At 60.1% G+C, this 20,404-nt stretch carries 19 protein-coding genes, 3 tRNA genes and 1 riboswitch; of the genes, 9 read left to right on the forward strand and 13 right to left on the reverse strand.

Going from position 1 to position 20,404, the window contains the following annotated elements; all coding sequences use genetic code 11:
• Positions 1 to 75 precede the first annotated feature (75 nt).
• Positions 76 to 276 (reverse strand): YbfA family protein, encoded by a 201-nt coding sequence (locus AB5Y80_RS14090; protein WP_010673543.1) that lies wholly within the window; start codon positions 274 to 276, stop codon positions 76 to 78.
• Between the two features lie 214 nt (positions 277 to 490).
• On the opposite strand from AB5Y80_RS14090, the gene AB5Y80_RS14095 reads away from it, so the two are divergent.
• Positions 491 to 778, forward strand: a complete 288-nt coding sequence (locus AB5Y80_RS14095; protein ID WP_139700576.1) for a hypothetical protein — start codon at positions 491 to 493, stop codon at positions 776 to 778.
• Positions 779 to 841: 63 nt separating this feature from the next.
• Here AB5Y80_RS14095 and AB5Y80_RS14100 read toward each other — a convergent pair.
• Both AB5Y80_RS14100 and AB5Y80_RS14105 read right to left on the reverse strand, forming a co-directional pair.
• Positions 842 to 915, reverse strand: a tRNA-Cys gene (locus tag AB5Y80_RS14100).
• 55 nt (positions 916 to 970) lie between these two features.
• Positions 971 to 1,046, reverse strand: a tRNA-Gly gene (locus AB5Y80_RS14105).
• Between the two features lie 249 nt (positions 1,047 to 1,295).
• Between AB5Y80_RS14105 and AB5Y80_RS14110 the strand changes: the two genes are divergently transcribed.
• On the forward strand, positions 1,296 to 4,733 hold the full coding sequence (locus tag AB5Y80_RS14110) for an ATP-binding protein (protein ID WP_368173088.1): 3,438 nt from the start codon (positions 1,296 to 1,298) through the stop codon (positions 4,731 to 4,733).
• A 388-nt stretch (positions 4,734 to 5,121) separates the two neighbouring features.
• Here AB5Y80_RS14110 and AB5Y80_RS14115 read toward each other — a convergent pair.
• A tRNA-Ser gene (locus AB5Y80_RS14115) sits at positions 5,122 to 5,211 on the reverse strand.
• A 340-nt stretch (positions 5,212 to 5,551) separates the two neighbouring features.
• Here AB5Y80_RS14115 and AB5Y80_RS14120 point away from each other — a divergent pair.
• Positions 5,552 to 6,469 carry a L,D-transpeptidase family protein gene (locus AB5Y80_RS14120; protein ID WP_039039321.1) on the forward strand — a complete coding sequence of 306 codons (918 nt, stop codon included), beginning with the start codon at positions 5,552 to 5,554 and terminating at the stop codon, positions 6,467 to 6,469.
• 22 nt (positions 6,470 to 6,491) lie between these two features.
• Entirely contained in the window at positions 6,492 to 7,475 is a 984-nt protein-coding gene (locus tag AB5Y80_RS14125) for a DUF481 domain-containing protein (protein WP_368173093.1), read from the forward strand.
• Between the two features lie 63 nt (positions 7,476 to 7,538).
• Here AB5Y80_RS14125 and AB5Y80_RS14130 read toward each other — a convergent pair whose 3' ends face one another.
• The 3 genes from AB5Y80_RS14130 to AB5Y80_RS14140 form a co-directional block, all read right to left on the reverse strand.
• Complete coding sequence (locus AB5Y80_RS14130) at positions 7,539 to 8,264, reverse strand: MaoC family dehydratase (RefSeq protein ID WP_010673529.1); 726 nt, start codon at positions 8,262 to 8,264, stop codon at positions 7,539 to 7,541.
• A 236-nt stretch (positions 8,265 to 8,500) separates the two neighbouring features.
• Positions 8,501 to 9,448: a 23S rRNA (adenine(1618)-N(6))-methyltransferase RlmF gene (gene rlmF, locus AB5Y80_RS14135; RefSeq protein WP_323911873.1), complete on the reverse strand. Its 948-nt coding sequence runs from the start codon at positions 9,446 to 9,448 to the stop codon at positions 8,501 to 8,503.
• A 150-nt stretch (positions 9,449 to 9,598) separates the two neighbouring features.
• Positions 9,599 to 10,087 (reverse strand): C40 family peptidase, encoded by a 489-nt coding sequence (locus tag AB5Y80_RS14140; protein ID WP_039039319.1) that lies wholly within the window; start codon positions 10,085 to 10,087, stop codon positions 9,599 to 9,601.
• A gap of 276 nt (positions 10,088 to 10,363) precedes the next feature.
• On the opposite strand from AB5Y80_RS14140, the gene AB5Y80_RS14145 reads away from it, so the two are divergent.
• Both AB5Y80_RS14145 and AB5Y80_RS14150 read left to right on the forward strand, forming a co-directional pair.
• Entirely contained in the window at positions 10,364 to 11,086 is a 723-nt protein-coding gene (locus AB5Y80_RS14145) for a 4'-phosphopantetheinyl transferase superfamily protein (protein ID WP_301481309.1), read from the forward strand.
• Positions 11,083 to 11,931, forward strand: a complete 849-nt coding sequence (locus AB5Y80_RS14150) for a tetratricopeptide repeat protein (protein ID WP_041214740.1) — start codon at positions 11,083 to 11,085, stop codon at positions 11,929 to 11,931. The genes AB5Y80_RS14145 and AB5Y80_RS14150 overlap by 4 nt, the downstream gene beginning before the upstream one ends.
• Before the next feature lie 141 nt (positions 11,932 to 12,072).
• Here AB5Y80_RS14150 and AB5Y80_RS14155 read toward each other — a convergent pair whose 3' ends face one another.
• Positions 12,073 to 12,315: an Lpp/OprI family alanine-zipper lipoprotein gene (locus tag AB5Y80_RS14155; protein WP_010634682.1), complete on the reverse strand. Its 243-nt coding sequence runs from the start codon at positions 12,313 to 12,315 to the stop codon at positions 12,073 to 12,075.
• Positions 12,316 to 12,540: 225 nt separating this feature from the next.
• Positions 12,541 to 13,194, reverse strand: coding sequence for a 3,4-dihydroxy-2-butanone-4-phosphate synthase (ribB, locus tag AB5Y80_RS14160; RefSeq protein ID WP_010673523.1), 654 nt, complete (start codon positions 13,192 to 13,194; stop codon positions 12,541 to 12,543).
• Positions 13,195 to 13,298: 104 nt separating this feature from the next.
• Positions 13,299 to 13,456: riboswitch (FMN riboswitch) on the reverse strand.
• Between the two features lie 209 nt (positions 13,457 to 13,665).
• On the opposite strand from ribB, the gene purU reads away from it, so the two are divergent.
• Positions 13,666 to 14,502 carry a formyltetrahydrofolate deformylase gene (purU, locus tag AB5Y80_RS14165; RefSeq protein ID WP_029313992.1) on the forward strand — a complete coding sequence of 279 codons (837 nt, stop codon included), beginning with the start codon at positions 13,666 to 13,668 and terminating at the stop codon, positions 14,500 to 14,502.
• A gap of 57 nt (positions 14,503 to 14,559) precedes the next feature.
• Here purU and AB5Y80_RS14170 read toward each other — a convergent pair whose 3' ends face one another.
• Together AB5Y80_RS14170 and cls are read right to left on the reverse strand one after the other, a co-directional pair.
• Positions 14,560 to 15,828, reverse strand: a complete 1,269-nt coding sequence (locus AB5Y80_RS14170) for a DUF945 family protein (protein WP_109422099.1) — start codon at positions 15,826 to 15,828, stop codon at positions 14,560 to 14,562.
• Positions 15,829 to 15,937: 109 nt separating this feature from the next.
• Positions 15,938 to 17,419 carry a cardiolipin synthase gene (gene cls / locus AB5Y80_RS14175; protein ID WP_010673520.1) on the reverse strand — a complete coding sequence of 494 codons (1,482 nt, stop codon included), beginning with the start codon at positions 17,417 to 17,419 and terminating at the stop codon, positions 15,938 to 15,940.
• A 96-nt stretch (positions 17,420 to 17,515) separates the two neighbouring features.
• On the opposite strand from cls, the gene AB5Y80_RS14180 reads away from it, so the two are divergent.
• Entirely contained in the window at positions 17,516 to 18,058 is a 543-nt protein-coding gene (locus AB5Y80_RS14180; RefSeq protein ID WP_042017301.1) for a DUF1439 domain-containing protein, read from the forward strand.
• A gap of 4 nt (positions 18,059 to 18,062) precedes the next feature.
• On the opposite strand, the gene AB5Y80_RS14185 is transcribed toward AB5Y80_RS14180, so the two are convergent.
• Positions 18,063 to 18,521 (reverse strand): GNAT family N-acetyltransferase, encoded by a 459-nt coding sequence (locus AB5Y80_RS14185; RefSeq protein ID WP_029313989.1) that lies wholly within the window; start codon positions 18,519 to 18,521, stop codon positions 18,063 to 18,065.
• A gap of 324 nt (positions 18,522 to 18,845) precedes the next feature.
• On the opposite strand from AB5Y80_RS14185, the gene AB5Y80_RS14190 reads away from it, so the two are divergent.
• Complete coding sequence (locus AB5Y80_RS14190; protein WP_368173094.1) at positions 18,846 to 19,586, forward strand: lytic transglycosylase domain-containing protein; 741 nt, start codon at positions 18,846 to 18,848, stop codon at positions 19,584 to 19,586.
• Positions 19,587 to 19,691: 105 nt separating this feature from the next.
• Here AB5Y80_RS14190 and aqpZ read toward each other — a convergent pair whose 3' ends face one another.
• Entirely contained in the window at positions 19,692 to 20,378 is a 687-nt protein-coding gene (aqpZ, locus tag AB5Y80_RS14195) for an aquaporin Z (protein ID WP_010673516.1), read from the reverse strand.
• Positions 20,379 to 20,404: the final 26 nt, after the last annotated feature.

A 20,404-nucleotide genomic window follows, 5' to 3' on the forward strand; every position in this document is an offset into this window, starting at 1 on the left:
TTTTTTTATATCGGGAGGTGCGCCCTGCCTGTCACGCCAGTCTGGCGCCGGGTGAAGCGGGCGTCACGGGGAGGATCAGTAGAAGATCCGCTCCCCTCGCTCGCTCATCTTGAGCCAGACCGGCTTGGTGCTGGTCTTGCTCCAGATGCGGTGCAGGTAGCTGTAGAAACGGGCGCGATCCCGGCGAAACAGCATCACCGGGAAGGCGAGCAGACCCGCCATCAGGACGAAGATGCGGCGAAGGATTATCTGAGTCAGGGAGAAGGGATGAAACATGATGTAACGCCTCACTGGTAAGACCACTGAACAAAGATTACGCCAATCATTGTAGGATTACTACACCGACAGCGCCATTTTTTGATAAAAAATGGGGCTAAAAGCCTAAAAATGAAACCGGGTTACATTCTTTAACTAAAAAACAACAAAGGTGGCAAAACGCGGCCCCTGTTCCAGAGTTAACGGGGACTGGACCAGAACGGGGGAACACAGGATGAAACTTGCAGATGCGGCGCTGCTGGGGGCATTGGGCGTGCTCGCCTGGAGTCAGTGGCAGGAGTGGCGGCTCAATCGTGACGATGCCATCGACATCCCCTATCACGGGGTCCCCACCGCCAGCCTGTGGCAATGCGGTCTGCTGATAAAGGAGATGGCCGCGCTGGCAGAACAGGGGGGTGAAGAGAGGTCCGGGTCCAGGGGCGAGGCATTGGCCGAGATGGATCTACATCTGCACAAGACGTGGCAACGGGAAGGTTGTTCACGGCTGACTGACATGCAATGAAGCATCATCCTGGGCCGCCAGGGCGGATGGACAACGTCAGTGACGTGGAAAACAGGGAGAAGATGGAGGCACGTTCCGGAGTCGAACCGGACTAAACGGATTTGCAATCCGCTGCATAACCGCTTTGCTAACGCGCCATGCTGACAAGGCATTGCCTTGAGAGTGATGTCCATGGTTGGTGCCATGGAGTATTGGAGCGGGAAACGAGACTCGAACTCGCGACCCCGACCTTGGCAAGGTCGTGCTCTACCAACTGAGCTATTCCCGCATGACTGCTTGCGTGCCAGTTGCCTGACAACGAGGCGCATTATACGTACCCCGAGCCCGGGCACAACCCTTTTTTCTCACTTTAAGCCCTTTCCCGTGCTGTTTGCTCACCCTTTAGACGCCTTGGTCGAAAATCCCCCCGCTCCCTGTGACCCGACGAGCGAATTTAAGATAAAGCCATTGAAATAGTTAGCCTTTAGTCAGAAACTCATCGCGCTTAGTAACTGGATTCTCAATTGAAAATCATGCGATGAAATGGAACTTCAGGCCTCGGGGGCTCAGACCGCAGCTGATGCTGGCTTTTTTCATGTTGGGCCTGGTGCCCTTCCTGGTCGTCACCCTGTTTTTCCTCTATAGCCACGGCAAGGATCTCACCACCCAGACCTCCAACCATCTGGTCTCGGTGCGCAACATCAAGAAAAACCAGCTGCAAGACTACTTCGGCAACCTCAAGGAGCAGATCATCAACTTCTCCCAGCAGGACTTTGCCGGCAACAGTATCGGTCGCTTCTACGGTTTCACCGGTGCCTTCGAGAAGCTCGGCACCACGCCGCAGGAGGCCCGCGCCCGCGCCCAGGCCCGCTATGTGCCGGGCTCCTGGGACAAGCTGCAACAACCTGACAGTCAGGTGGAGATAGAGCCCTCCATCAGCGCCCTCATCCTGGCGGACGAGATGTATGGCCGCGTCCACCAGCGCTTCCATCGCGGCTACGCCGACATGGTGCGCAAATCCAACTACAGCGACATCTTCCTGGTCGACCTCAACGGTGACGTGGTCTACTCGGTCACCAAGCAGGCCAACTTCGCCACCAACCTGCTCTCGGGCCCCTACCAGTCCAGCGGCCTTGGCAACACCTTCGCCAAGATCAAGCGCCGCCTCGATGGCGGCCAGAAGCCCCAGCAGATCTTCGAGTTCACCGATTTTGGCCGCAACGAGCTGACCGGCCAGGTGGTCGCCTACCTCGCCGCTCCCGTGATGCAGTACGACTATGTGCGCGGCGTGGTCATCTTCGAGCTGCTGCCGGACAAGCTCAACCAGATCATGGCGGAGCGGGAGGGGCTCGGCGCAACCGGCGAGACCATTCTCATCGGCCCGGACAAGCGGATGCGCGCCAACGCCTGGCTCGCCCCCGAATTCAGCGTGGAGAACAGCTTCAGCCCCGACTTCCGACCGCTGCAGACCCCCCTCATCATCAAGGCCCTCTCCGGGGAGCAGGGGGTCGGCCCCTTCCTCTCCTACCACGATGACGAGGTGCTGGCCGCCTATACCCAGGTGAAGGTGTTCGATACCGAGTGGGCCTTCATCGCCGAGATCTCCACCAGCGAGGCCTATGCCCCCATCCGCCAGCTCGAGACCCTGGTGATCCTGTTGGGGGCAGGCTCACTGCTGCTGCTGATCCTCTTCTCCCGCTGGCTCTCCCACTCCATCACGGCGCCCCTGCGATCCCTCACCGCCGCCGCCGAACAGGTGGCGGACGGCGCCCTGGATCACCCCATCACCATCCCCCGCACCGACGATGACATCGACCGGCTGGCACAGGCATTTCGCCACATGCAGCGCTCGGTGAAGGACAAGATCGAGCTCATCGAACGCCAGACCCAGGAGCTGCAACAGCAGGTCAAGCTGACCCACAAGCAGAACCTCAGTCTGCAACAGGCGGACAAGCTCAAAGACGAGCTCCTGGCCAACACCTCCCACGAGCTGCGCACCCCCATCCACGGCATCAAGGGGATGGCCGAGTCCATGCTCGCCAGCCAGCAGGACTTGACCGAAGGGCAGCAGAAACAGCTCGGCCTCATCATCAAGAGCGCCGACGGTCTGGCGCGCCTCGTGGACGACTTGCTCGACTACCACCAGATGCGCTACGGCCAGCTGGAGATCCACCCCCAGCCGGTCTCCTCCAAGGGGGTCATCCGGCTGGTGCTGGATCTCTGCCAGCACCTCGTGCAAGCCAAGCCCCTCACCCTGGTGGACAAGAGCCCCGCCGAGCTGCCCCCTGTACTGGCGGACGAGCAGCGCCTCGAGCAGGTGCTCTACAACCTGGTGGGCAACGCCATCAAGTACACCCCCCAGGGCAAGGTGGTGCTGAGCGCCCTGGTGGAGGGCAACTTCCTGCGCATCAAGGTGACCGACACCGGCATCGGCATCGCCAGGGAGCATCTGGAGCACATCTTCGAGCCCCTGGTGCAGATGAGCCCGGAAGTGAGCAAGCAGGGAGCGGGCCTCGGTCTCTCCATCACCCGCCAGCTGGTGCACCTGATGGGGGGGGAGCTGTTCGTGGAGAGCGAGCCGAGCGTCGGCTCCACCTTCGCCTTCACCCTGCCGCTGGCCAGCGGCAAGGCGGGCAGTCTGACCCTCGACAGCCGCCAGATAGAGCACCAGCTGGTGCGCCAGCAGCCCGTCATCCTGCCGGACTGGGAGAGCGAGGATCTGCCCCCCCCGCCGCAAGATGCCCCCGTCATCCTGGTGGTGGACGACGAGCCCATCAATTTGCACATACTGCGCCACCTCCTGCAGCCCTGCGGTTATCGCATCCTGCCCAGCAGCGACGGCCACGATGCCCTGACCAAGCTGGCTCAGGAGCCGGTGGATCTCATCCTGCTTGACGTGATGATGCCCACCCTCTCTGGCTTCGACGTCTGCCGCCGCCTGCGCCAGCAGCACCCCAAGGAGAAGCTGCCGGTGCTGCTGCTCACTGCCCTCAACCAGCCCAAGGAGATTGAAGAGGGTTTCAACGCCGGGGCCAACGACTATCTGGTGAAACCCTTCTGCAAGGAGGAGCTGTTCGCCCGGGTGAGAGCCCTGCTGGAGGCCAGCGCCGGGCGCGCCTCCCTGGTGGAGAACCGCCTGCTCAAACAGGAGATAGAGCACCGTCTGCTGCTCCAGGAGCAACTGCACCAGGATCAGGAGCGGCTCCTCGCCCTGCTTGGCGAGGGGGCCGACCCCATGGTCTTCCTCGATGAGCAAGGAGGGGTGCTGTTTGCCTCCCGGGCCCTGGCGCGCCTGCTGGGTCAGGAGCCGGAAGCCATGGAGGGGCAGATGCTGGACGAGTGGCTGGCCACCCCGCTGGCAAGCCAGTGGCCCGACATGACCGCGCAGCCGGAGCGGGAGCTGGACTTCCTGGTGGCGGGCCAGCGAGACACCCTCAACGCCCGCGCCCTGCCCATCAACCTGGGGGGGCAGCACGCCTATGCGCTGACCCTTGGCACAGAACCGCGCCAGGACGACAATCGCATGGCTGCACTGGAGAACGCCCTCAAGAGCCTCTCTCGCCAGGCCATCATCGAGGATGGCCAGTTGCTGGGGGAACTGAGCCGGCTGGGAGGGGAGTTCAGGTCGCTGGCGGACGATCTCATTCGCCAGCAGGATGACGAACCTCTGCGCCGCGCCCTGGTGGACACCATGCGTCTCACCCTGGAGACCTGGCAGCAGAGCACCGGCAAGGGCAAGATAGTGCTGGCGGAGAAGAGCAAGCTGTGGCGGGTCTACATGGACCGCTCCAGTCCCCAGACCCGCACCCTCGACAAGTACTTGAACCTCGACACCCTGCCCAAGGCACCGCGCTGGAAGACGGTGGTGGCCAGCGCCGAGTACGTGCTCAAGCACTGCGCCCTGAACGAGGTGCAGCACCAGAGTCTGCACCAGAGCACCCAGCGCCTTCGCCAGCTCGCCAGCCGCAAGGCATGAGTCTCCAACCCGCAGCCACGTTGCTCTGATGATGGCTGCGGGATAGAAAACCAAGCACCAATGGCCAGCTCTGGACACATCGACTCGCAGGCTTTCTGCACCTCTCAGGAGGATCGCGATGGCTAAGCTCGCGGGGGCGGCCAGATGACCCTGCAGGTGCGGGCCCATTCCCCATCACCATGTTGGTGATGACCCCGGGAGACCTGTCTGGGCCGGCAAGTGGCTAATCAGGTGATTAGACATTCGAGAGAATGGGGTGAGACTTCGCTACCCCATGACCACAGGCCTCAAATCGGAAAAGACATTGGGAGATGGCTGAGGCGGGGGATGGACAGAGATGAGATAGAAATGACAAACCCGCGACGGACGCGGGCTTGAGGGGAATAAATGGCGGAGAGACAGGGATTCGAACCCTGGGTGGCATTGCTGCCACAATTGATTTCGAGTCAATCCCGTTCGGCCACTCCGGCATCTCTCCACGGGCACTCATATTGACCCAACCCTAGCCGGGAAATCAATGTAAATCTCGTTGCAGATCAGACGACTGGCGATAAAACCGCCATCCGGCGATCCCGCCCCTCCCAACGCCAGTGACTTTCACCCGGCAACGCCTCCTCGCTCACTGTCTCCACCCTGTACCCGGTTCCCGGCGGGTGAATACGGCGAGCCTGATGGGCCAGTGACACCCTGTGACGCGCTCGCCACCGCCCTCCCGGCAGTCATGGTGCCGGACTGGTAATCCCCGCGGGATTCGTTGACAATCTCTGCTCATTTTTTGGAAGGGAACCCGTCCCTCGCCCCAGCCGATAGGAACAACCATGTTCAACACTCGTATCGTCTCACTGCTGCTGGCCGCCGCCAGCCTCTGGGCCGCACCTGTCTGGTCCAACACCTATCCCCTGCCGCCAGCGGACAGCCGTCTCATCGGCGCCCTGGAAGATTACATCGTACAGCCTGGCGATCATCTGGAACTGATCGGCAAGCATACCCGGACAGGCTTTCTGGCACTGCTCGAAGCCAATCCCGGCGTAGACCCCTATCTGCCCACCCCGGGCACCCGGCTCACTCTGCCGACCCAGATGCTGCTGCCCGACGTGCCGCGAGAAGGCATCGTCATCAACCTGCCTGAACTTCGCCTCTACTACTTCCCCAAGGGCAAGCAGGAGGTAATGGTGCTGCCCATCGGGATCGGTGACATCGGCCGCGAGACGCCGGAGATGACCACCACCGTCATCGCGAAAAATCCCAACCCGACCTGGGTGCCCGGCCCCATGGTCCGCAAGTCCTGGCTGGAGCAGAAGGGGATCGATCTGCCCGCCGTGGTCCCCCCCGGCCCCGACAATCCCCTCGGCAAGTTCGCCATGCGTCTTGGCTATGGCAACAAGGACTACCTCATCCACGGCACCAACAAGGATTTCGGGGTCGGTCTGCGAGTCAGCGCGGGTTGTATCCGGCTGCGCCCGGATGACATCGAAACCCTGTTTGGTCTTGTTCCCGTCGGCACCCCGGTCCGGGTCATCAACCAGCCGGTCAAGATGGCGGTAGAACCCGACGGTCGTCGCTGGCTGGAGGTACACTCCCCCCTCTCCCGCACCGAAGCGGAGATGGCACAGGGGGCGCCGCTGGTGCTCTCCCCCGAGGCCGAGCAGTTCATCGCCGCACCCGACATCGACAGTGCTCGGGTGACCGCCCTGCTCGAGCGCAAGAGCGGGCTGCCCAAACCCGTGAGCGGCTGAAGGCCTGACCACCATGAACAGAATCAGTCATGTGGTTTGCCTGTTGCTTCTGCTGCCTGGCTCCGCGGCGATGGCGGACATCCTCTGGATGCACAACGGCGATCGAGTGAGCGGGACCATAGAGGAGATCACGGACGAGCAGATCCGCATCAAGCCCGCCTACAGTCAGGCCATGACGGTCCCGCGCCGCGCCATCAAACGATGGCGTCTGGACAAGCAGGAGAAACCCAAGCCGCTCACCAAGACGGGGATCCCCCTGCTGGACTCTCCTGACGAGGCCAATGCCTGGCTGCTGACAGGGAACGGGGATCTCAACATCAAGCTCAAGGAGAACACCAAGAAGACCAACAACGTCAATCTCAAGGTCTCCACCGAGTTTGCCAATCTGGACTGGCGTTACAGCCTGGATGGCGAGTACATCTACGAAACGGCGAACAACATCACCGACAGCCACGAATACAAGCTCAAACCCAAGCTCGACTTTTTCTTCGACGATCACTGGTTCCTGCGATCTTCCGTCGACATCGATTACAACATGATCGAGGCAGGCTATCTGGAGATTGACTATGCCTCCGGTCCCGGCTACCGCTTCTGGAATGACAGACAACGCCGGCTGGAGATCATCAGCCAGCTCGGCCTGGAGCGGGCCTATTTCAGGCCGGAGGTGTGGAGCAACTCAGACCTGTTTGACGACAGGATCATCAATTATCCCTTCGTCAGCCTGGGGTGGGACTACCGGCAGCCCTTGACACTCTGGGATGAGAAGTTCGAGCTGTTTGGCAAGGGCAGTTATGAAAAATTCGTCGATCAACCATCCCCCTATCTGACCAGAAAGCAGTCCGTCAGCGGCAGCCTGGGCCTCAGGTATTACTTCAGCGATCATTTGCGTCTCTCCTGGTCAAGCGAACTGGATTGGGACGATGCCTGGCTCGACTACCATGGCCTGAACATGGATGTGAGCGAGAAGGAGTGGCGTCACCTCATCACCCTGGGGGCGAGTTTCTGACCCGCCAGAAACGACACAGGCCCACCGAAGTGGGCCTGTGTTCATGGACGCAAGACGAGCGCGTCAGAAATAGATCCGGGTGACCGACTCGATGACGCAGCCAGGGCGACGGATCCCCTCGATCTCTATCTTGATCTCCTTGAGGAGCTCGATGCCTCCCTTGATGGGCGTGACACGCGACAGCTTGGTACGTGCACGGATGTTGCTGTCCACCTTGATAGGATAAGGGAAGCGGACCTGTTCCAGGCCGAAATTCACCACCATGCGAGCGGTCGGGAACTCCGGCGTGCTCTCGTCCACCGAACCGGTCAACTGGGGCAGCAGGGCCAGAGTCAGGAAGCCGTGGGCAATGGTGGTCTTGAAGGGAGACTCGGCTGCCGCACGCTCGGGATCGGTGTGGATCCACTGATGATCGCCGGTCACGGTCGCGAACTGGTTGATCAACGCCTGGGTGACCTGCAACCACTCACCTACATGGGTCTCTTCACCGATGCGGGTCTGCAACTCGGCATAGAGTGCCGCCGCTTCGCCTTCGAGCTCCACCACGGGATCCTGCGCCAGGGCAGGCTGGCCATTCGCGACCTGGGTGACTCTGGCAGCCTCTTGCTGGCGGGCATCCTGGGACTCCCCCTGCAGATCCAGCACTCTTCCCAGCAAGGGGTGAAGGTGTGCCTTTTGCTGAAACTCACGCCAGTAGTCGCGGATCGCCGGAGAGAGCCAATCCTTGAGCTCAAAGGGGTGTTGCGCCAGAATTTCGCGCTTGTGCTTCAGAAAATCGACAACTTTCATTTACCGATCCCTATTCGATTCAAAGCCTGTAAAGAGGTCTAACCAGTCCTATTTTATGAAAGTTTCATCAGCAAGTACAAAAAAATCTCGGCGTACACCTGTACCAGGCGCGAGAGTGGTCACTAACATGCGAGCAAACACGGGCAGGAAAACGATTGAATGGAAGGCTGCAAACGAATCAACATCTGATCTGAAAAAGAGACGGGGCCCGTGTCGCCACTGAGCCCCGTCCTCGATCATCTCCCCTGGGCGGTCCACCAGCTCTTGCGCTGCCCATCGTCCAGGAAACTCCAGGCGAGGATCCGGCTCACCTTATTGCCTTGCGCCATGTCGAGCACGCGAACCTCCCGCGCCCCCACCCGAGCCAGCGCCTTTCGTGCGGCAGGCAGATTTTCCTTTTTCGACACCAGCGAGCTGAACCAGAGGCATTGGCTGGCAAACTCCTTGCTCTGCTCTATCATGGCCGCCAGAAACGCCGCCTCGCCCCCCTCGCACCAGAGCTCGGCCTTCTGACCGCCGAAATTGAGCACGGGCGCCCCGGCCACTGCCTGGCCCTTGCCCAGGTTGCGCAGCTTGCGTTCCGTCCCCTTGCTCGCTTCCGCCAGAGAAGCATGAAACGGCGGGTTGCACAGAGTGAGGGCAAAATGCTCTTGCGGCCCCAGGATCCCGCGAAAGACATGCTTGGGGTTACCCTGATGACGGCATGTGATCTGGTTGCCCAATCCATTGCTGGTGGCCAGCAGGGTTGCCGCCTTCACCGACACAGGATCGATGTCTGAGCCCACGAAGCGCCAGCCATACTCCCGGGCGCCTAGCAAGGGATAGATGCAGTTGGCCCCGACACCGACATCCAGCACTCGAACCTGCTTGCCCGTCGGTACGCATCCCGCGCTCTCGGCCAGCAGATCCGCGGCTCGATGCAGGTAGTCTACCCGGCCCGGAATGGGCGGGCAGAGATAGCCGGGGGGCAGATCCCAATGCGCAATGCCATAGTGCAGTGCCAGCAATGCCCGGTTGAGCGTCTTGACGGCGGCCGGATCGGCAAAGTCCAGGGTTCGGGTGCCGTGCTCGTTGGTGAACACGAAAGGGGTCAGCGCCGGGGTACGCTGGCAGAGCGCGTCGAAGTCGTAGGGTGCCTGATGGCGATTGCGCGGGTGCAATCCGGTTTTCTGCTGGGGTGTCATGCTGGACCTGCCGAGGATCAAGGGGGCCACACTATAGAGAGTCGACCAGGGAAAGTCTAAACGAGGGTCATAAAAAACCGGGCCCTGAGGGCCCGGTTCAAGTGAGGTTGGAAAAACAGTCCGTACTGCGAGCCGTTTGTCCAGCCTGACTCAGATGTCTATCCGGCGTGCCTGCCAGAATTTGCTGCGCCAGTAACTGCTGTCGAGCTTGGAGCGCGTCACCCCGGCGCGGGTGGAGGCATGGATGAATTCGCCATTGCCGACATAGATGCCCACGTGATTGAGGCGGCGGTTGATCTTGAAGAAGACCAGGTCTCCTTCGACCAGATCCTGTTTGGAAACCCGGGTGCCTTCATGGACCTGGGAGCGGGTATCACGGGGTAATTCGATGCCGACGGCATTGCGGAACACTTCACGGGCGAAGGCGGAGCAATCGATGCCTCGCTGGCTGCTGCCTCCCATCCGGTAAGGAACGCCGCGCCACTCTTTGTATACGGTCAGGATTTCGTTGACGTCAGGGGTTGGTGAAACTTCGGGTTCAATCACGGGTTCCATCATGGAAACCTCGATCTTGCTCGCGACCTCGGGTTGGGGTGCCGATGCACAACCCACCATTCCGAGCGCGACCAGCAGTAGCATCAGGTGGCGCAATCCTTTATCCCCGCAAAAAGAGTGAAACTTGTTAAAATGCAGCCCGAAAGGGCAATTTATAAGGCAACAGCACCCGACTATATCCAAGAATTCTATCGAGGCAAGCGAAAATCCCAATCGACCTCACATTTTTGCAAGGAAATGCTCTGTTTAGCGCAATTTATGTGATCATGCCCAAACAATATACAATCTTGAAAGCATCGGTTTTGAGCGCATCAAACGGACTGTTATCGCTATTTCACCCCCATTTTTAAGTGAAATATTATGCTATCTGCGGATCTCTATTTGTTAAATACGGCAAGCGTCGATGCAGACCTAGTGATCAGGCTGGCATCCGAACTCGCCCCGGATGAACGCCGTCACTGGCACGAGATCCACCAGGCGGGTCGCCAGCATGAGTACCTGCTCGGCCGGGTGCTGCTGCGCCGCCTGCTGGCCGAGCGACTCCACTGCCGGGCCGATGCCCTGACTTTTGGCATCGGTGCGCATGGCAAGCCGACACTGCTCAGTCATTGCTGGCAGTTCAACCTCAGCCACAGCGGAGAGTGGCTGGTGATCGCCCTCTGTGAGGAGGGCCCCCTTGGCGTGGACATCGAGATGGGCTTGCGTGACCGCCCCATACTGTCGTTGGCCAAACGCTTCTATGCGCCAAGCGAATACCAATGGTTGAGCGCCCAGCCCCTAGAGGAGCAACATTCGGCCTTCTATCGGCTATGGTCTCGCAAGGAAGCTGTGCTCAAGGCGCATGGCGACGGCATTGCCGCCGGACTCGACAAGATCAGCTTCCTTCCGGAGCAGGCATGGCAGCTCAATAATCACCTCGACAATCGCCACTATGAAATCCGCGACTGGCCCGCGGGCAGCGGATGGCTCAGCCTGGCTGCCCCGACTCGCCGGGTCGATGCCCATCTGCTGGATGCGCGCTTGAATTCCACCCCGCTGGACCCCATGTTGATCCACACCATTTTTCGAGAGTCAGCCTCATGATCGTCGACATCACTCCCCAGAACTTCCACGCAGAATTGCTCGATGCGTCCATGAAAAAGCCGGTCGTCATCTATTTCCACGCCCCCCAGATGCCGGAGTGCCAGGCCATGACCCCGCAAGTGGAAGCGCTGGTCGGCCCGGCCAATGCAGCGGTGACCCTTGCCAAAGTCGACATGAACGACCCCCAGTTGCAGCCTCTGGCCAGCCAGCTTGCCCTGCGCGCACTGCCCGCGCTGGTGCTGTTCCATCAGGGGCGCCCGGATGAACAGGCCATTCTGGAAGGGCCGCAGGATGAAGCCACATTGCGCCAGTATTTCGCCGCCTTTGCCCCCAAAGAGGAGGAGTTGCTGCTCGATCAGGCAAAGCAGGCGCTGGAGAACGGGCAAGCCGATGTGGCGCACACCCATCTTGGCCAGGCCCATCGCCTCGCCCCCGAGCGTCACGACATCACGCTCTGGCTGATACAGGCCGCGCTGGATCTCAATCTCCTTGACGAGGCGCAGAGCCTGCTCTCGACCATCCCCATGGTGGCACAGGATGATCATTACCAGACCCTGAGCTCCCGCCTCTCGCTGGCGCTGCAGGCCAGCGACAGTCCTGAGCTGCGCGCCCTGGAGCTGCGCCACGCTGAACAGCCTGATGACCATGCCCTCGCCCAGGAGCTGGCGGTGCTCTACAGCCAGGTTGGTAGACAAGAGGAGGCATTGGCCCTGTTGTTCACCATCCTCAAACGTGATCTCGCCTTTGGCGATGCCAAGAAGATCTATCTCGATGTGCTAGCAACCATGGGTGCGCACCCTGCAGCGCAGAGTTATCGTCGCAAGCTCTACAGCCTGCTCTATTGAGCGACAGGAAAATCAGATGAGGGGATGCCGATTCGTCGGCATTGCCTTGTCAGGCGGATATTAGCGGGAAAAAAAGCGGGTATTTGACGAATTTCAGGCAAAAAAAATGGCGCATTGAAATGCGCCATTTTTTCGCATGGATTACTTCTTGTAGGAAGTAGCCATGTTGTCGATGCGCTGGTTAGCACGCATAGCTTCTTGCTTGGCTTCTGCAACATCAGCAGCGATCTTGGACTGATCAGCACGAACAGCGCTAACATCTTGAGCCAGTTGGTCAACTTTGTTAGACAGATTCTGAACGGAAGTTTCCAGTTCGCTGGTGTTTGCACAACCGCCCAGCAGAGCGGACAGACCAACAACACCTACCAACAACATTTTTTTCATTTTTAAAAGCTCCCTTTAACTCGCCAGACGTTTAGCAAGCGGCGTGATTATGGCACAAAAAAATCATAGTTTGGATAGGCCTCATCACAGATAAATGCGTTAAAACCCTCATTTTTTTTTAGTTGCACACTTTCCGTACAAACTTTAAGCAAAAATGAGTGTCCCTGGATGAGGTTCGCACAAAGCGTAACCAAAATTTGGGCTTATTACAATTTCGTATGAGGCTCAGGCTGAACGTTCTGACAGCAATTGACGATATTGCACCAGATCTTCGATGGTCAGGACCGGCATCCGGTGCTGACGACCGAAGGCCACCAGGTCCGGCAACCTGGCCATGGAGCCATCTTCCTTGGTCAACTCGCATAAAACTCCATAAGGTTTAAGCCCGGCGAGCTGCATCAGATCGACGGTCGCTTCGGTGTGACCACGGCGGGTCAGTACCCCACCCGTACGGGCGCGCAGCGGGAAGACATGGCCGGGTCGATGCAAATCGGAGGGCCGGGCGCCGTCGGCGATGGCCGCGCGGATGGTGGTGATGCGATCGGCGGCGGACACCCCGGTGGTCACCCCCTGCGCCGCTTCAATCGTCACGGTGAAGGCAGTCTGATAGTGGCTGGAGTTGGCCTCCACCATCATCGGCAGCTCGAGCTGGCGAACCCGCTCGTCGGTCAGACAGAGGCAGACGATGCCGGAGCACTCGCGGATCATCATGGCCATCTGCTCGTTGGTCATGGTTTCTGCGGCAAAGATGAGATCGCCTTCGTTCTCGCGATCTTCATCATCGGCCACCAGCACACCCTGACCGGCACGCAGGGCGGCCAGCGCGGCTTCGACGCGAGCAATGGGATCACCGAATTCACTGAGTAGAGACTGATTCATGGTAAGACTCCTAAAAAAGACAAGGACCAGAATCAGGGCATGGAAAGGCAGACAGAAGTAGCCATGCGGCGGCCAACCCGGCAGGGTCTGGCCAGCAATATCTGTCTTATCCTCTTTCATCCGGACTATGACCGTCGGCTCCGGCATCTCACCGGATCTGCTGACCCCGTCCCGGATGAATGCCGGGTCGGGCGCTCGCGGGCTCCCCGAGTCACATCGGGATACCGCCGGTGGGGAATTTCGCCCCGCCCTGAGAATAAGCGCAGACAGCCTAAAGAAAAAAGACGCAGGATGCCAGCCAAAAACCCATCAAAGACAAACCGGGTGCTGGCTGCACGGCAATTTTCGCGCGAGCACCACCCGATACACGGCGCGCTGTCCTTTCTGATTTCGTTTGTGGCATAGTGCCAGCAAAAACGCGCGCGCCCGCGCAGACCGGGTGCCAACATCACAAACGGAATCATGACAGAGATGGAAAAGAAAATACTGCTGACCGATTGCCCCGACGCCAAGGGTCTCATCGCCAAGATCACCAACATCTGCTACAAGCACCAGCTCAACATCAACAAGAACGACGAGTTCGTGGATCACGAAAACGGCCGCTTCTTCATGCGCACCGAGCTGGAAGGGCGCTTCAACGACGAGACCCTGCTGGCCGACCTCGATGATGCCCTGCCTGCCGGCGCCCAGCGTCGTCTCGTCAAGGCGGGCAAGAAGCGCATCGTCATCCTGGTGACCAAGGAGACTCACTGCCTCGGCGACATCCTGATGAAGAACTATGCCGGCGCCCTGGACATGGACATCGTCGCGGTCATCGGCAACTACGACACCCTCGCCGAGCTGACCGGCAAGTTCGACATCCCCTTCCACTGCGTGAGCCACGAGGATCTCAGCCGCACCGAGCATGAGGAGCAAGTGCGCACGCTCATCGATGGCTACCAGCCGGATTACGTCATCCTGGCCAAATACATGCGTGTGCTGACCCCAAGCTTCGTCGAAGCCTATCCGCGCAAGATCATCAATATCCACCACTCCTTCCTGCCTGCCTTCATCGGCGCCCGCCCCTATCGTCAGGCCTTCGACCGCGGGGTCAAGCTGATTGGTGCTACCGCCCACTTCGTCACCGACGATCTGGATGAAGGCCCCATCGTCGAGCAGGACGTGATCCACGTCGATCACACCTTCAGTGCCGATGACATGGCCAAGGCCGGACGCGACGTGGAGAAATCCGTGCTGAGCCGGGCGCTGGAACTGGTGCTGAACGAGCGGGTCTTCGTCTACGGCAACAAGACCGTCGTGTTCAAATAAGCGGTTGCGCGCCCCCAGAAAAAAGGCTCCCGAGGGAGCCTTTTCATTGCGCGGCACTCACGGGTGCAGCGGCAGGCCATTAACGGTCACGGCCCCTTTGTCGAGCTTGAGCTCGGCCTGAAGCTGTGACTCCTGCGCCTTCAGATATCCCATGGCAGTGAATTGCTCCAGCATGGGGGCCAACTGGGGAACGGCCTGGCCCAGCTTCTCCCCAAGGTGAGCATGCAGCAGACCGGAGAGTGCCTGCATCCCCTCCTCGCTGCCCATCAACTGTGCCAGGGTGGTGGGCGCCAGCTTGGCCTCCCCTTGCAGGCTGACAGGCTCACCGTTCAATCGCGCACTCAGATCCGCCAGTTCCAGCGTGGCCCCTCTCTGGAGCATCTTGTCCAGCGCTTCCTGGATGGCCGCTTCATCCACCCGTTTGCTGCTGGCCTCTTGCAGCGTCTGATACCCCTCGAGATCCAGCCCCTTGAGGGAGAGATCCAGATTTCCCTGGGTCAGCGCGAGCCGGTCTTCCTCGCTCTCCATGTTGAGGGTCGCCACCTTCATCTGATAGCGAGTGGAGAGCGTCTGAAGATCGTCCCCCGCCAGCTCGGTGGCCGTGGTCAGCCCCTCCAGCGTGATCTTGACGTTCCCCGGCTGGGTCAGGGAGAAGGCCGTGAGGGTCGCATCGCTGCGGGGAGAGAGCCAGAGGCCGCTGATCTCGGCCATGTCGGCACTGCCCTTGAGATCCGCCAAGGCCAGATCTGTCTTGCTCTGGGCATCGTGGACCGTCATCCCCAACCAGTGGGCGGTGAGATGGCCATTGCCGTCGAGATCCCCGCGATAGTCGCCGTTCAAGGGCAGGAAGGTGAACTCGTTGAGCCCCTCCTTGACCTTGAAGTCACTCACCCAGAAGCGGGAGCTGTTGCTCATGGTCCAGAGGCTGCTCGCCGATTCTGCCCCCAGTTGCCACTGCTGCATCCCCAGGGAGGTCAGAATGGGCGCCAGCGTGCCCTGTGCGGTATCAAGCTGGAGGTGACTCTTGATATAGAGCGGCAACAGGCGGCTGTTGAACGCGAACTGCATCTCGATGGGTTCGCTTCCCGCCAGTTGGGGATCAAAACTCGCCAGCGTCTGGGGCGGCACCACCACCTTGAGTACGCCGTCGCGGGTAAACAGATTCTCCGTCTCTGGGCTCCAGGTGACTTCGATCCCGCTCTCCTGCTGCGCCCTGGCGATCTGCTCGGCCAGGATCCGGTCGAACGTATTGCCCGTGTACCAGCAGGCGCCAAGCCCTCCCACCACCAACACGGCTCCGACGGCCAAGGCCACTTTTTTCTTCATCAGTTCTGTTTCTCCACAATGGTTCAATGGCGGGTGCATGGGCGCACTCTACGGGGAGGATGGGCATCAACACAAGCCAGACAACGGCTTGGGGTCCACGCTCTGGCTGTCACAGCAGGGGGCTGAACAGGTAGAAGATGTTCTCAAGCAATTTTTTGTACCAGGGGCGGGCACGCCACCTGGTCAGTGACATGGGGGTCGCCTCCAGCATGTAGCCCTGCACCAGCTGGTTCATCTCGGCGACAAACACCGGGTTGTCGATGAGCAGGGTGATCTCGAAATTGAGCCAGAGACTGCGCCGGTCGAGGTTGACCGTGCCCACCAGAGCGAAATCATCGTCCACCAGCACGCTCTTGGTGTGCAGCAGCCCGGCATCATAGCGATATATCTCCACTCCTGCCGCCAGCAGATCCTCCATGAAGGAGTTGCTGGCGTGGTTCGCCATCAGGGAGTCGTTGCGCGCAGGCAGCACCAGTTGCACCAGCACGCCGCGGGCCGCCGCCGAAGAGAGGGCCGCAGCCAGCGGATCGTCCGGCACGAAATAGGGGGTGGTCAGCACCAGATGGTGACGAGCCTGGTAGATGGCGAGCAGCAGGCTCTGCTGGATACAGTCACCACCGACGAAGGGGCCGGAGGGAATGAGCTGGGCCCGATAGTTGGTCTGTGGCCAGGCTTCCGGCTCATGTTGCAGACTGTCGAGCAGCCGCTCGCCGGTCTCCATCTCCCAGTCCCAGACGAAGGTGGACCACATCAACGGCACCACGGGGCCCTGCACCCGGATCATGATGTCGACCCACTGGCCGACCCCGGCATCCTGCTTGAAGAAACGGGGATCCACCATGTTCATGGAGCCGGTATAACCAACCTTGTCATCGATCACCACCAGCTTGCGGTGCATGCGCAAGTCCTGGCGCTGGAAGGGGATTCGCCAGGCGCCGACCGGCAACACTTCCACGACTTTAACGCCGGCGGCGCGCAAGGTTTTGGGCCAGGAGGAGCGGAAGAAGGTCTTGCTGCCGATGGAGTCGAGCAAGACACGACAATCCACGCCGCGTGCCGCCACCTCCATCAACGCCTCGCACACCTCGTCCACATCCCCGCCGGGGTGCCAGATGTAGAACTCCAGATAACAGGATTGGGAGGAGCCCCGGATGTCGCGCACTATCTCCTCTACGATACTCTTGGGCTTGTGCAGCAGGGTCATCCGGTTACCCGAGAGCATGGGCATGGCCAAGCGCCCCTGGATCAGATCGTGGAGCGGGCGTGCCTTGCTGCCCACCTCGCAGCAGTGCTGGGGGAAGAGGCGCGCGAGCTGGCGGATCCAGATGGCGTAAGGACGGTACATGGCCTGGGCCCGCTCCGCCCGCTTGCGGCCGAGGCGAATTTCGCCAAACAGCACGTAGAAACCGACCCCGGCGAAGGGGATGGCATAGATGAGGGCCAACCAGGCGAGGGATACCCCGATGGGACGTCGCTTCATCACCACCCGCAGGGAGATCCCAGCCACGATCACGGTGTGAAACAACAGCAACAACCAGCCGAGAAAGCGGGAAAACAGCAACTGAATGTCGTATTCCAGACCGTCGAGCAAGGCGACTCCTTGGTGTATTGGACAGATGGCACGGGCAGACCCCACAGGGTCGGGATGGTATGCTATGGGGCACACCCATTCTATCAGGTCGTTAGCATGATCCTGCAATCTATGCTGCTGAGTCTGGCCATGCTAGGTCAAGGCTCATATGACATCAATGAGCAGCAGATAAATCAGTACCTGCAGTCCCAGGTGCAAGTGGACAAACAGCTGGAATTGCCCGGCATCATCAAGGCCCATGTGCAACTCGAGCAGAGCGATGTGCAGATTGGTCGCCAGAGCCCGGATACCGCCAGGGTGTTTGGCAAAGGCAAGTTGAAAATCGCGCTCCCGGATCAGACCGAGTACGACGCGCGCCTCAACATGACCTATGAGGCGAGGCCCCGCTACGACAAGGCCAAGAGTGCGCTCTTCCTCGACAACATGAAGCTCATCGATTACAAGCTGGAGCCTGCCGCGGCGGAACAGAAGTTTGGTTTCATGCTGAGGATGCTGCTGCAGAGCATGGAGAAACGGCTGGAGACCCAACCTGTCTACAAGCTGGATGACAAGGATCCCAATCAGGCCTGGCTCAAGGAAAATCTGCTGGGGCTGGAGCTGTCACCAGGCAAGATCCACCTGCTGACCAAACCCCAATAAGACGTCAGTTGAAAACAGGCGCCTTCGCCTGACGCACCAGCAGCTCGATCTGGTAACCCTGTTCGTGCTGCTGGTGATAGAGAGAGTGGAGGGGCCCGTCGAGTTCATGCAGGGGAAGGTGGTCAAATCCCGCCTTGAGGTAGAAGGGTTTCTCGAACGGCAGGGCGTGACAGATCACGGGCTTGTCGGAAAGATCGCGGCAGGCATGCTGCAGCAGGCGGGACCCCAGCCCCAGGGACTGGTAGTGAGGGAGCAGACGAAAGCCGCACAAGTGGTAATAATCCTGTTCATCGCGCAGGCGCACCGCCCCCACCAGCCAGTGCGCGTCACGGACCACAAAAATCCGTTCTGCCAAATCCGGCACATAGTGGGAAAACGTCGTCTCGTAATAGTCTCTGATGAGGGAAAGATCCGCATCACAGTACTCTTCGAATCTGAGCTCCATCGCTCGCCTGCTTGTCATGCCCATTTCGCTCTGGCCATACCGGCCCTCTCCTGCTCGCTCGCTGGCTCCACGAAGAGATCAGACCAGAGTGGAGCAACAGCAAGATAACACGCCTTTAACTTACAAAAAAGCCAATAACTCGATGGAAAAGACGAGGTTGCGATCATCCGTCCCTTGACGCCATGAGCCGCGCCCCTTGTCCTGAGTGAGCACTCAGGTGGGACGTCCCTCTGCCATCACATTTCCAGCCTCCCCTGTTCACGGGCACTTGTTCTGCGCCATCCCGAATGCTTTACTCAACGTGGCTAACGAGGCTTAAGGAGCAAGCCGTTGAAAGCATGGATGTTGCTGGGCATGATGCCGCTGTTTTCCCACGCAGCCCCGGCTCAGATACCGCCGCCGGCAGAGGTGGTGATCCTGACCCCGGAGACGGCTGTCTCCTCCCCGGTTCCCACGCCGCGTACCGTGGCGCTCACCACGGCGCCGCTCCCCTCCCCTGAACCCGCTAAGCCTGCAAGCCGTCAGATCCAGGTCTACAAGTCGGTACAAAAGAACGGGGTCATACGCTATTCCGACATGATGCCGGAGCAGGGTCACTACGAACTGCTGCTGTTCAACGACTGCTATGCCTGCGATCCGGCGTCCAAGGTCAACTGGCGCACGACAGGCCTCTTCCTCTATGACTACACCAGCACCATACAGGCGGCAGCCAAGGCTTATCAGGTCGAGCCTGCTCTCATCCGGGCACTTATCCATGCCGAGTCCGCTTTCAATCCTCTGGCCGTCTCCCGCAAGGGCGCCATGGGACTGACCCAGCTGATGCCCGCCACGGCGCGCGAGCTCGGGGTCGGCAACGCCCTGCTGGCGGAGCAGAACATCTTTGGCGGGGTGAAATACCTGGCGGGTCTGCTCAAGCAGTATGACGGCAACGTGGCCCTGGCCACCGCCGCCTACAATGCAGGCGCCGGTGCGGTGCAAAAACACGGCGGCATACCGCCCTATGCCGAAACCCGTGCCTATGTGGAACGGGTCAAGTTGCTGCATCAGCGCTACAAAGAGATGCTGAGCGCCAAGGGACTGTGATCATGCCGTACCCTATCGTTGGCATGGCGCCCTGCCCGGTATTCCTTCAGGCATAAAAAAACACGCCCGGGGGCGTGTCGATACCACACGTTAACTAGCAACACATCACTCTTTCGTGGCGATCACACGATAGGCCAATGCACCCAGAATGGCACCGACAATGGGGGCAACCCAGAACAGCCAGAGCTGGCCCACGGCCCAGTCACCGACAAAAAGCGCCACGCCAGTGCTGCGCGCCGGGTTGACCGAGGTGTTGGTCACCGGGATGCTGATGAGGTGGATGAGGGTCAGGCACAGACCGATGGCGATGGGAGCAAACCCGGCCGGTGCACGGCTGTCGGTGGCGCCCATGATGACGAACAGGAAGAAACCGGTCATCACCACTTCACACACCAGTGCGGCCAGCAGGCTGTAACCGCCGGGGGAATGCTCGCCATAGCCGTTGGAAGCAAAGCCGGCGCTCACATCAAAACCCGCCTGCCCGCTGGCAATGACATAGAGCACGCCACCTGCCACGATCCCACCAAGCACCTGGGCCACGATGTAGGGCAGCACGTTGGAGGCCGGGAAGCGACCACCAGCCCAGAGCCCGACGGTCACGGCCGGGTTCAGGTGGCAACCCGAGATATGACCGATGGCATAGGCCATGGTCAGCACAGTCAGGCCGAACGCCAGGGCGACGCCCAGCAGGCCGATCCCCACATTGGGGAAGGCGGCAGCCAGCACGGCGCTCCCGCAGCCCCCCAGCACCAGCCAGAAGGTTCCCATAAATTCAGCAGCAAAAGGTTTCACTCTTGTCTCTCCCATGATGACTAACA

Origin of the sequence: Aeromonas sp. R2-1, from assembly GCF_040908425.1 — a bacterium.
GTDB classification, from domain to species: domain Bacteria; phylum Pseudomonadota; class Gammaproteobacteria; order Enterobacterales; family Aeromonadaceae; genus Aeromonas; species Aeromonas caviae.

Excerpts from the sequence above, each read along its gene's own strand:
- AB5Y80_RS14090 (WP_010673543.1), bottom strand. The coding sequence starts at position 276 with ATGTTTCATCCCTTCTCCCTGACTCAGATAATCCTTCGCCGCATCTTC.
- AB5Y80_RS14095 (WP_139700576.1), top strand. The coding sequence starts at position 491 with ATGAAACTTGCAGATGCGGCGCTGCTGGGGGCATTGGGCGTGCTCGCC.
- AB5Y80_RS14110 (WP_368173088.1), top strand. The coding sequence starts at position 1,296 with ATGAAATGGAACTTCAGGCCTCGGGGGCTCAGACCGCAGCTGATGCTG.
- AB5Y80_RS14120 (WP_039039321.1), top strand. The coding sequence starts at position 5,552 with ATGTTCAACACTCGTATCGTCTCACTGCTGCTGGCCGCCGCCAGCCTC.
- AB5Y80_RS14130 (WP_010673529.1), bottom strand. The coding sequence starts at position 8,264 with ATGAAAGTTGTCGATTTTCTGAAGCACAAGCGCGAAATTCTGGCGCAA.
- rlmF (WP_323911873.1), bottom strand. The coding sequence starts at position 9,448 with ATGACACCCCAGCAGAAAACCGGATTGCACCCGCGCAATCGCCATCAG.
- AB5Y80_RS14140 (WP_039039319.1), bottom strand. The coding sequence starts at position 10,087 with ATGCTACTGCTGGTCGCGCTCGGAATGGTGGGTTGTGCATCGGCACCC.
- AB5Y80_RS14145 (WP_301481309.1), top strand. The coding sequence starts at position 10,364 with ATGCTATCTGCGGATCTCTATTTGTTAAATACGGCAAGCGTCGATGCA.
- AB5Y80_RS14150 (WP_041214740.1), top strand. The coding sequence starts at position 11,083 with ATGATCGTCGACATCACTCCCCAGAACTTCCACGCAGAATTGCTCGAT.
- AB5Y80_RS14155 (WP_010634682.1), bottom strand. The coding sequence starts at position 12,315 with ATGAAAAAAATGTTGTTGGTAGGTGTTGTTGGTCTGTCCGCTCTGCTG.
- ribB (WP_010673523.1), bottom strand. The coding sequence starts at position 13,194 with ATGAATCAGTCTCTACTCAGTGAATTCGGTGATCCCATTGCTCGCGTC.
- purU (WP_029313992.1), top strand. The coding sequence starts at position 13,666 with ATGGAAAAGAAAATACTGCTGACCGATTGCCCCGACGCCAAGGGTCTC.
- AB5Y80_RS14170 (WP_109422099.1), bottom strand. The coding sequence starts at position 15,828 with ATGAAGAAAAAAGTGGCCTTGGCCGTCGGAGCCGTGTTGGTGGTGGGA.
- AB5Y80_RS14180 (WP_042017301.1), top strand. The coding sequence starts at position 17,516 with ATGATCCTGCAATCTATGCTGCTGAGTCTGGCCATGCTAGGTCAAGGC.
- AB5Y80_RS14185 (WP_029313989.1), bottom strand. The coding sequence starts at position 18,521 with ATGACAAGCAGGCGAGCGATGGAGCTCAGATTCGAAGAGTACTGTGAT.
- AB5Y80_RS14190 (WP_368173094.1), top strand. The coding sequence starts at position 18,846 with ATGTTGCTGGGCATGATGCCGCTGTTTTCCCACGCAGCCCCGGCTCAG.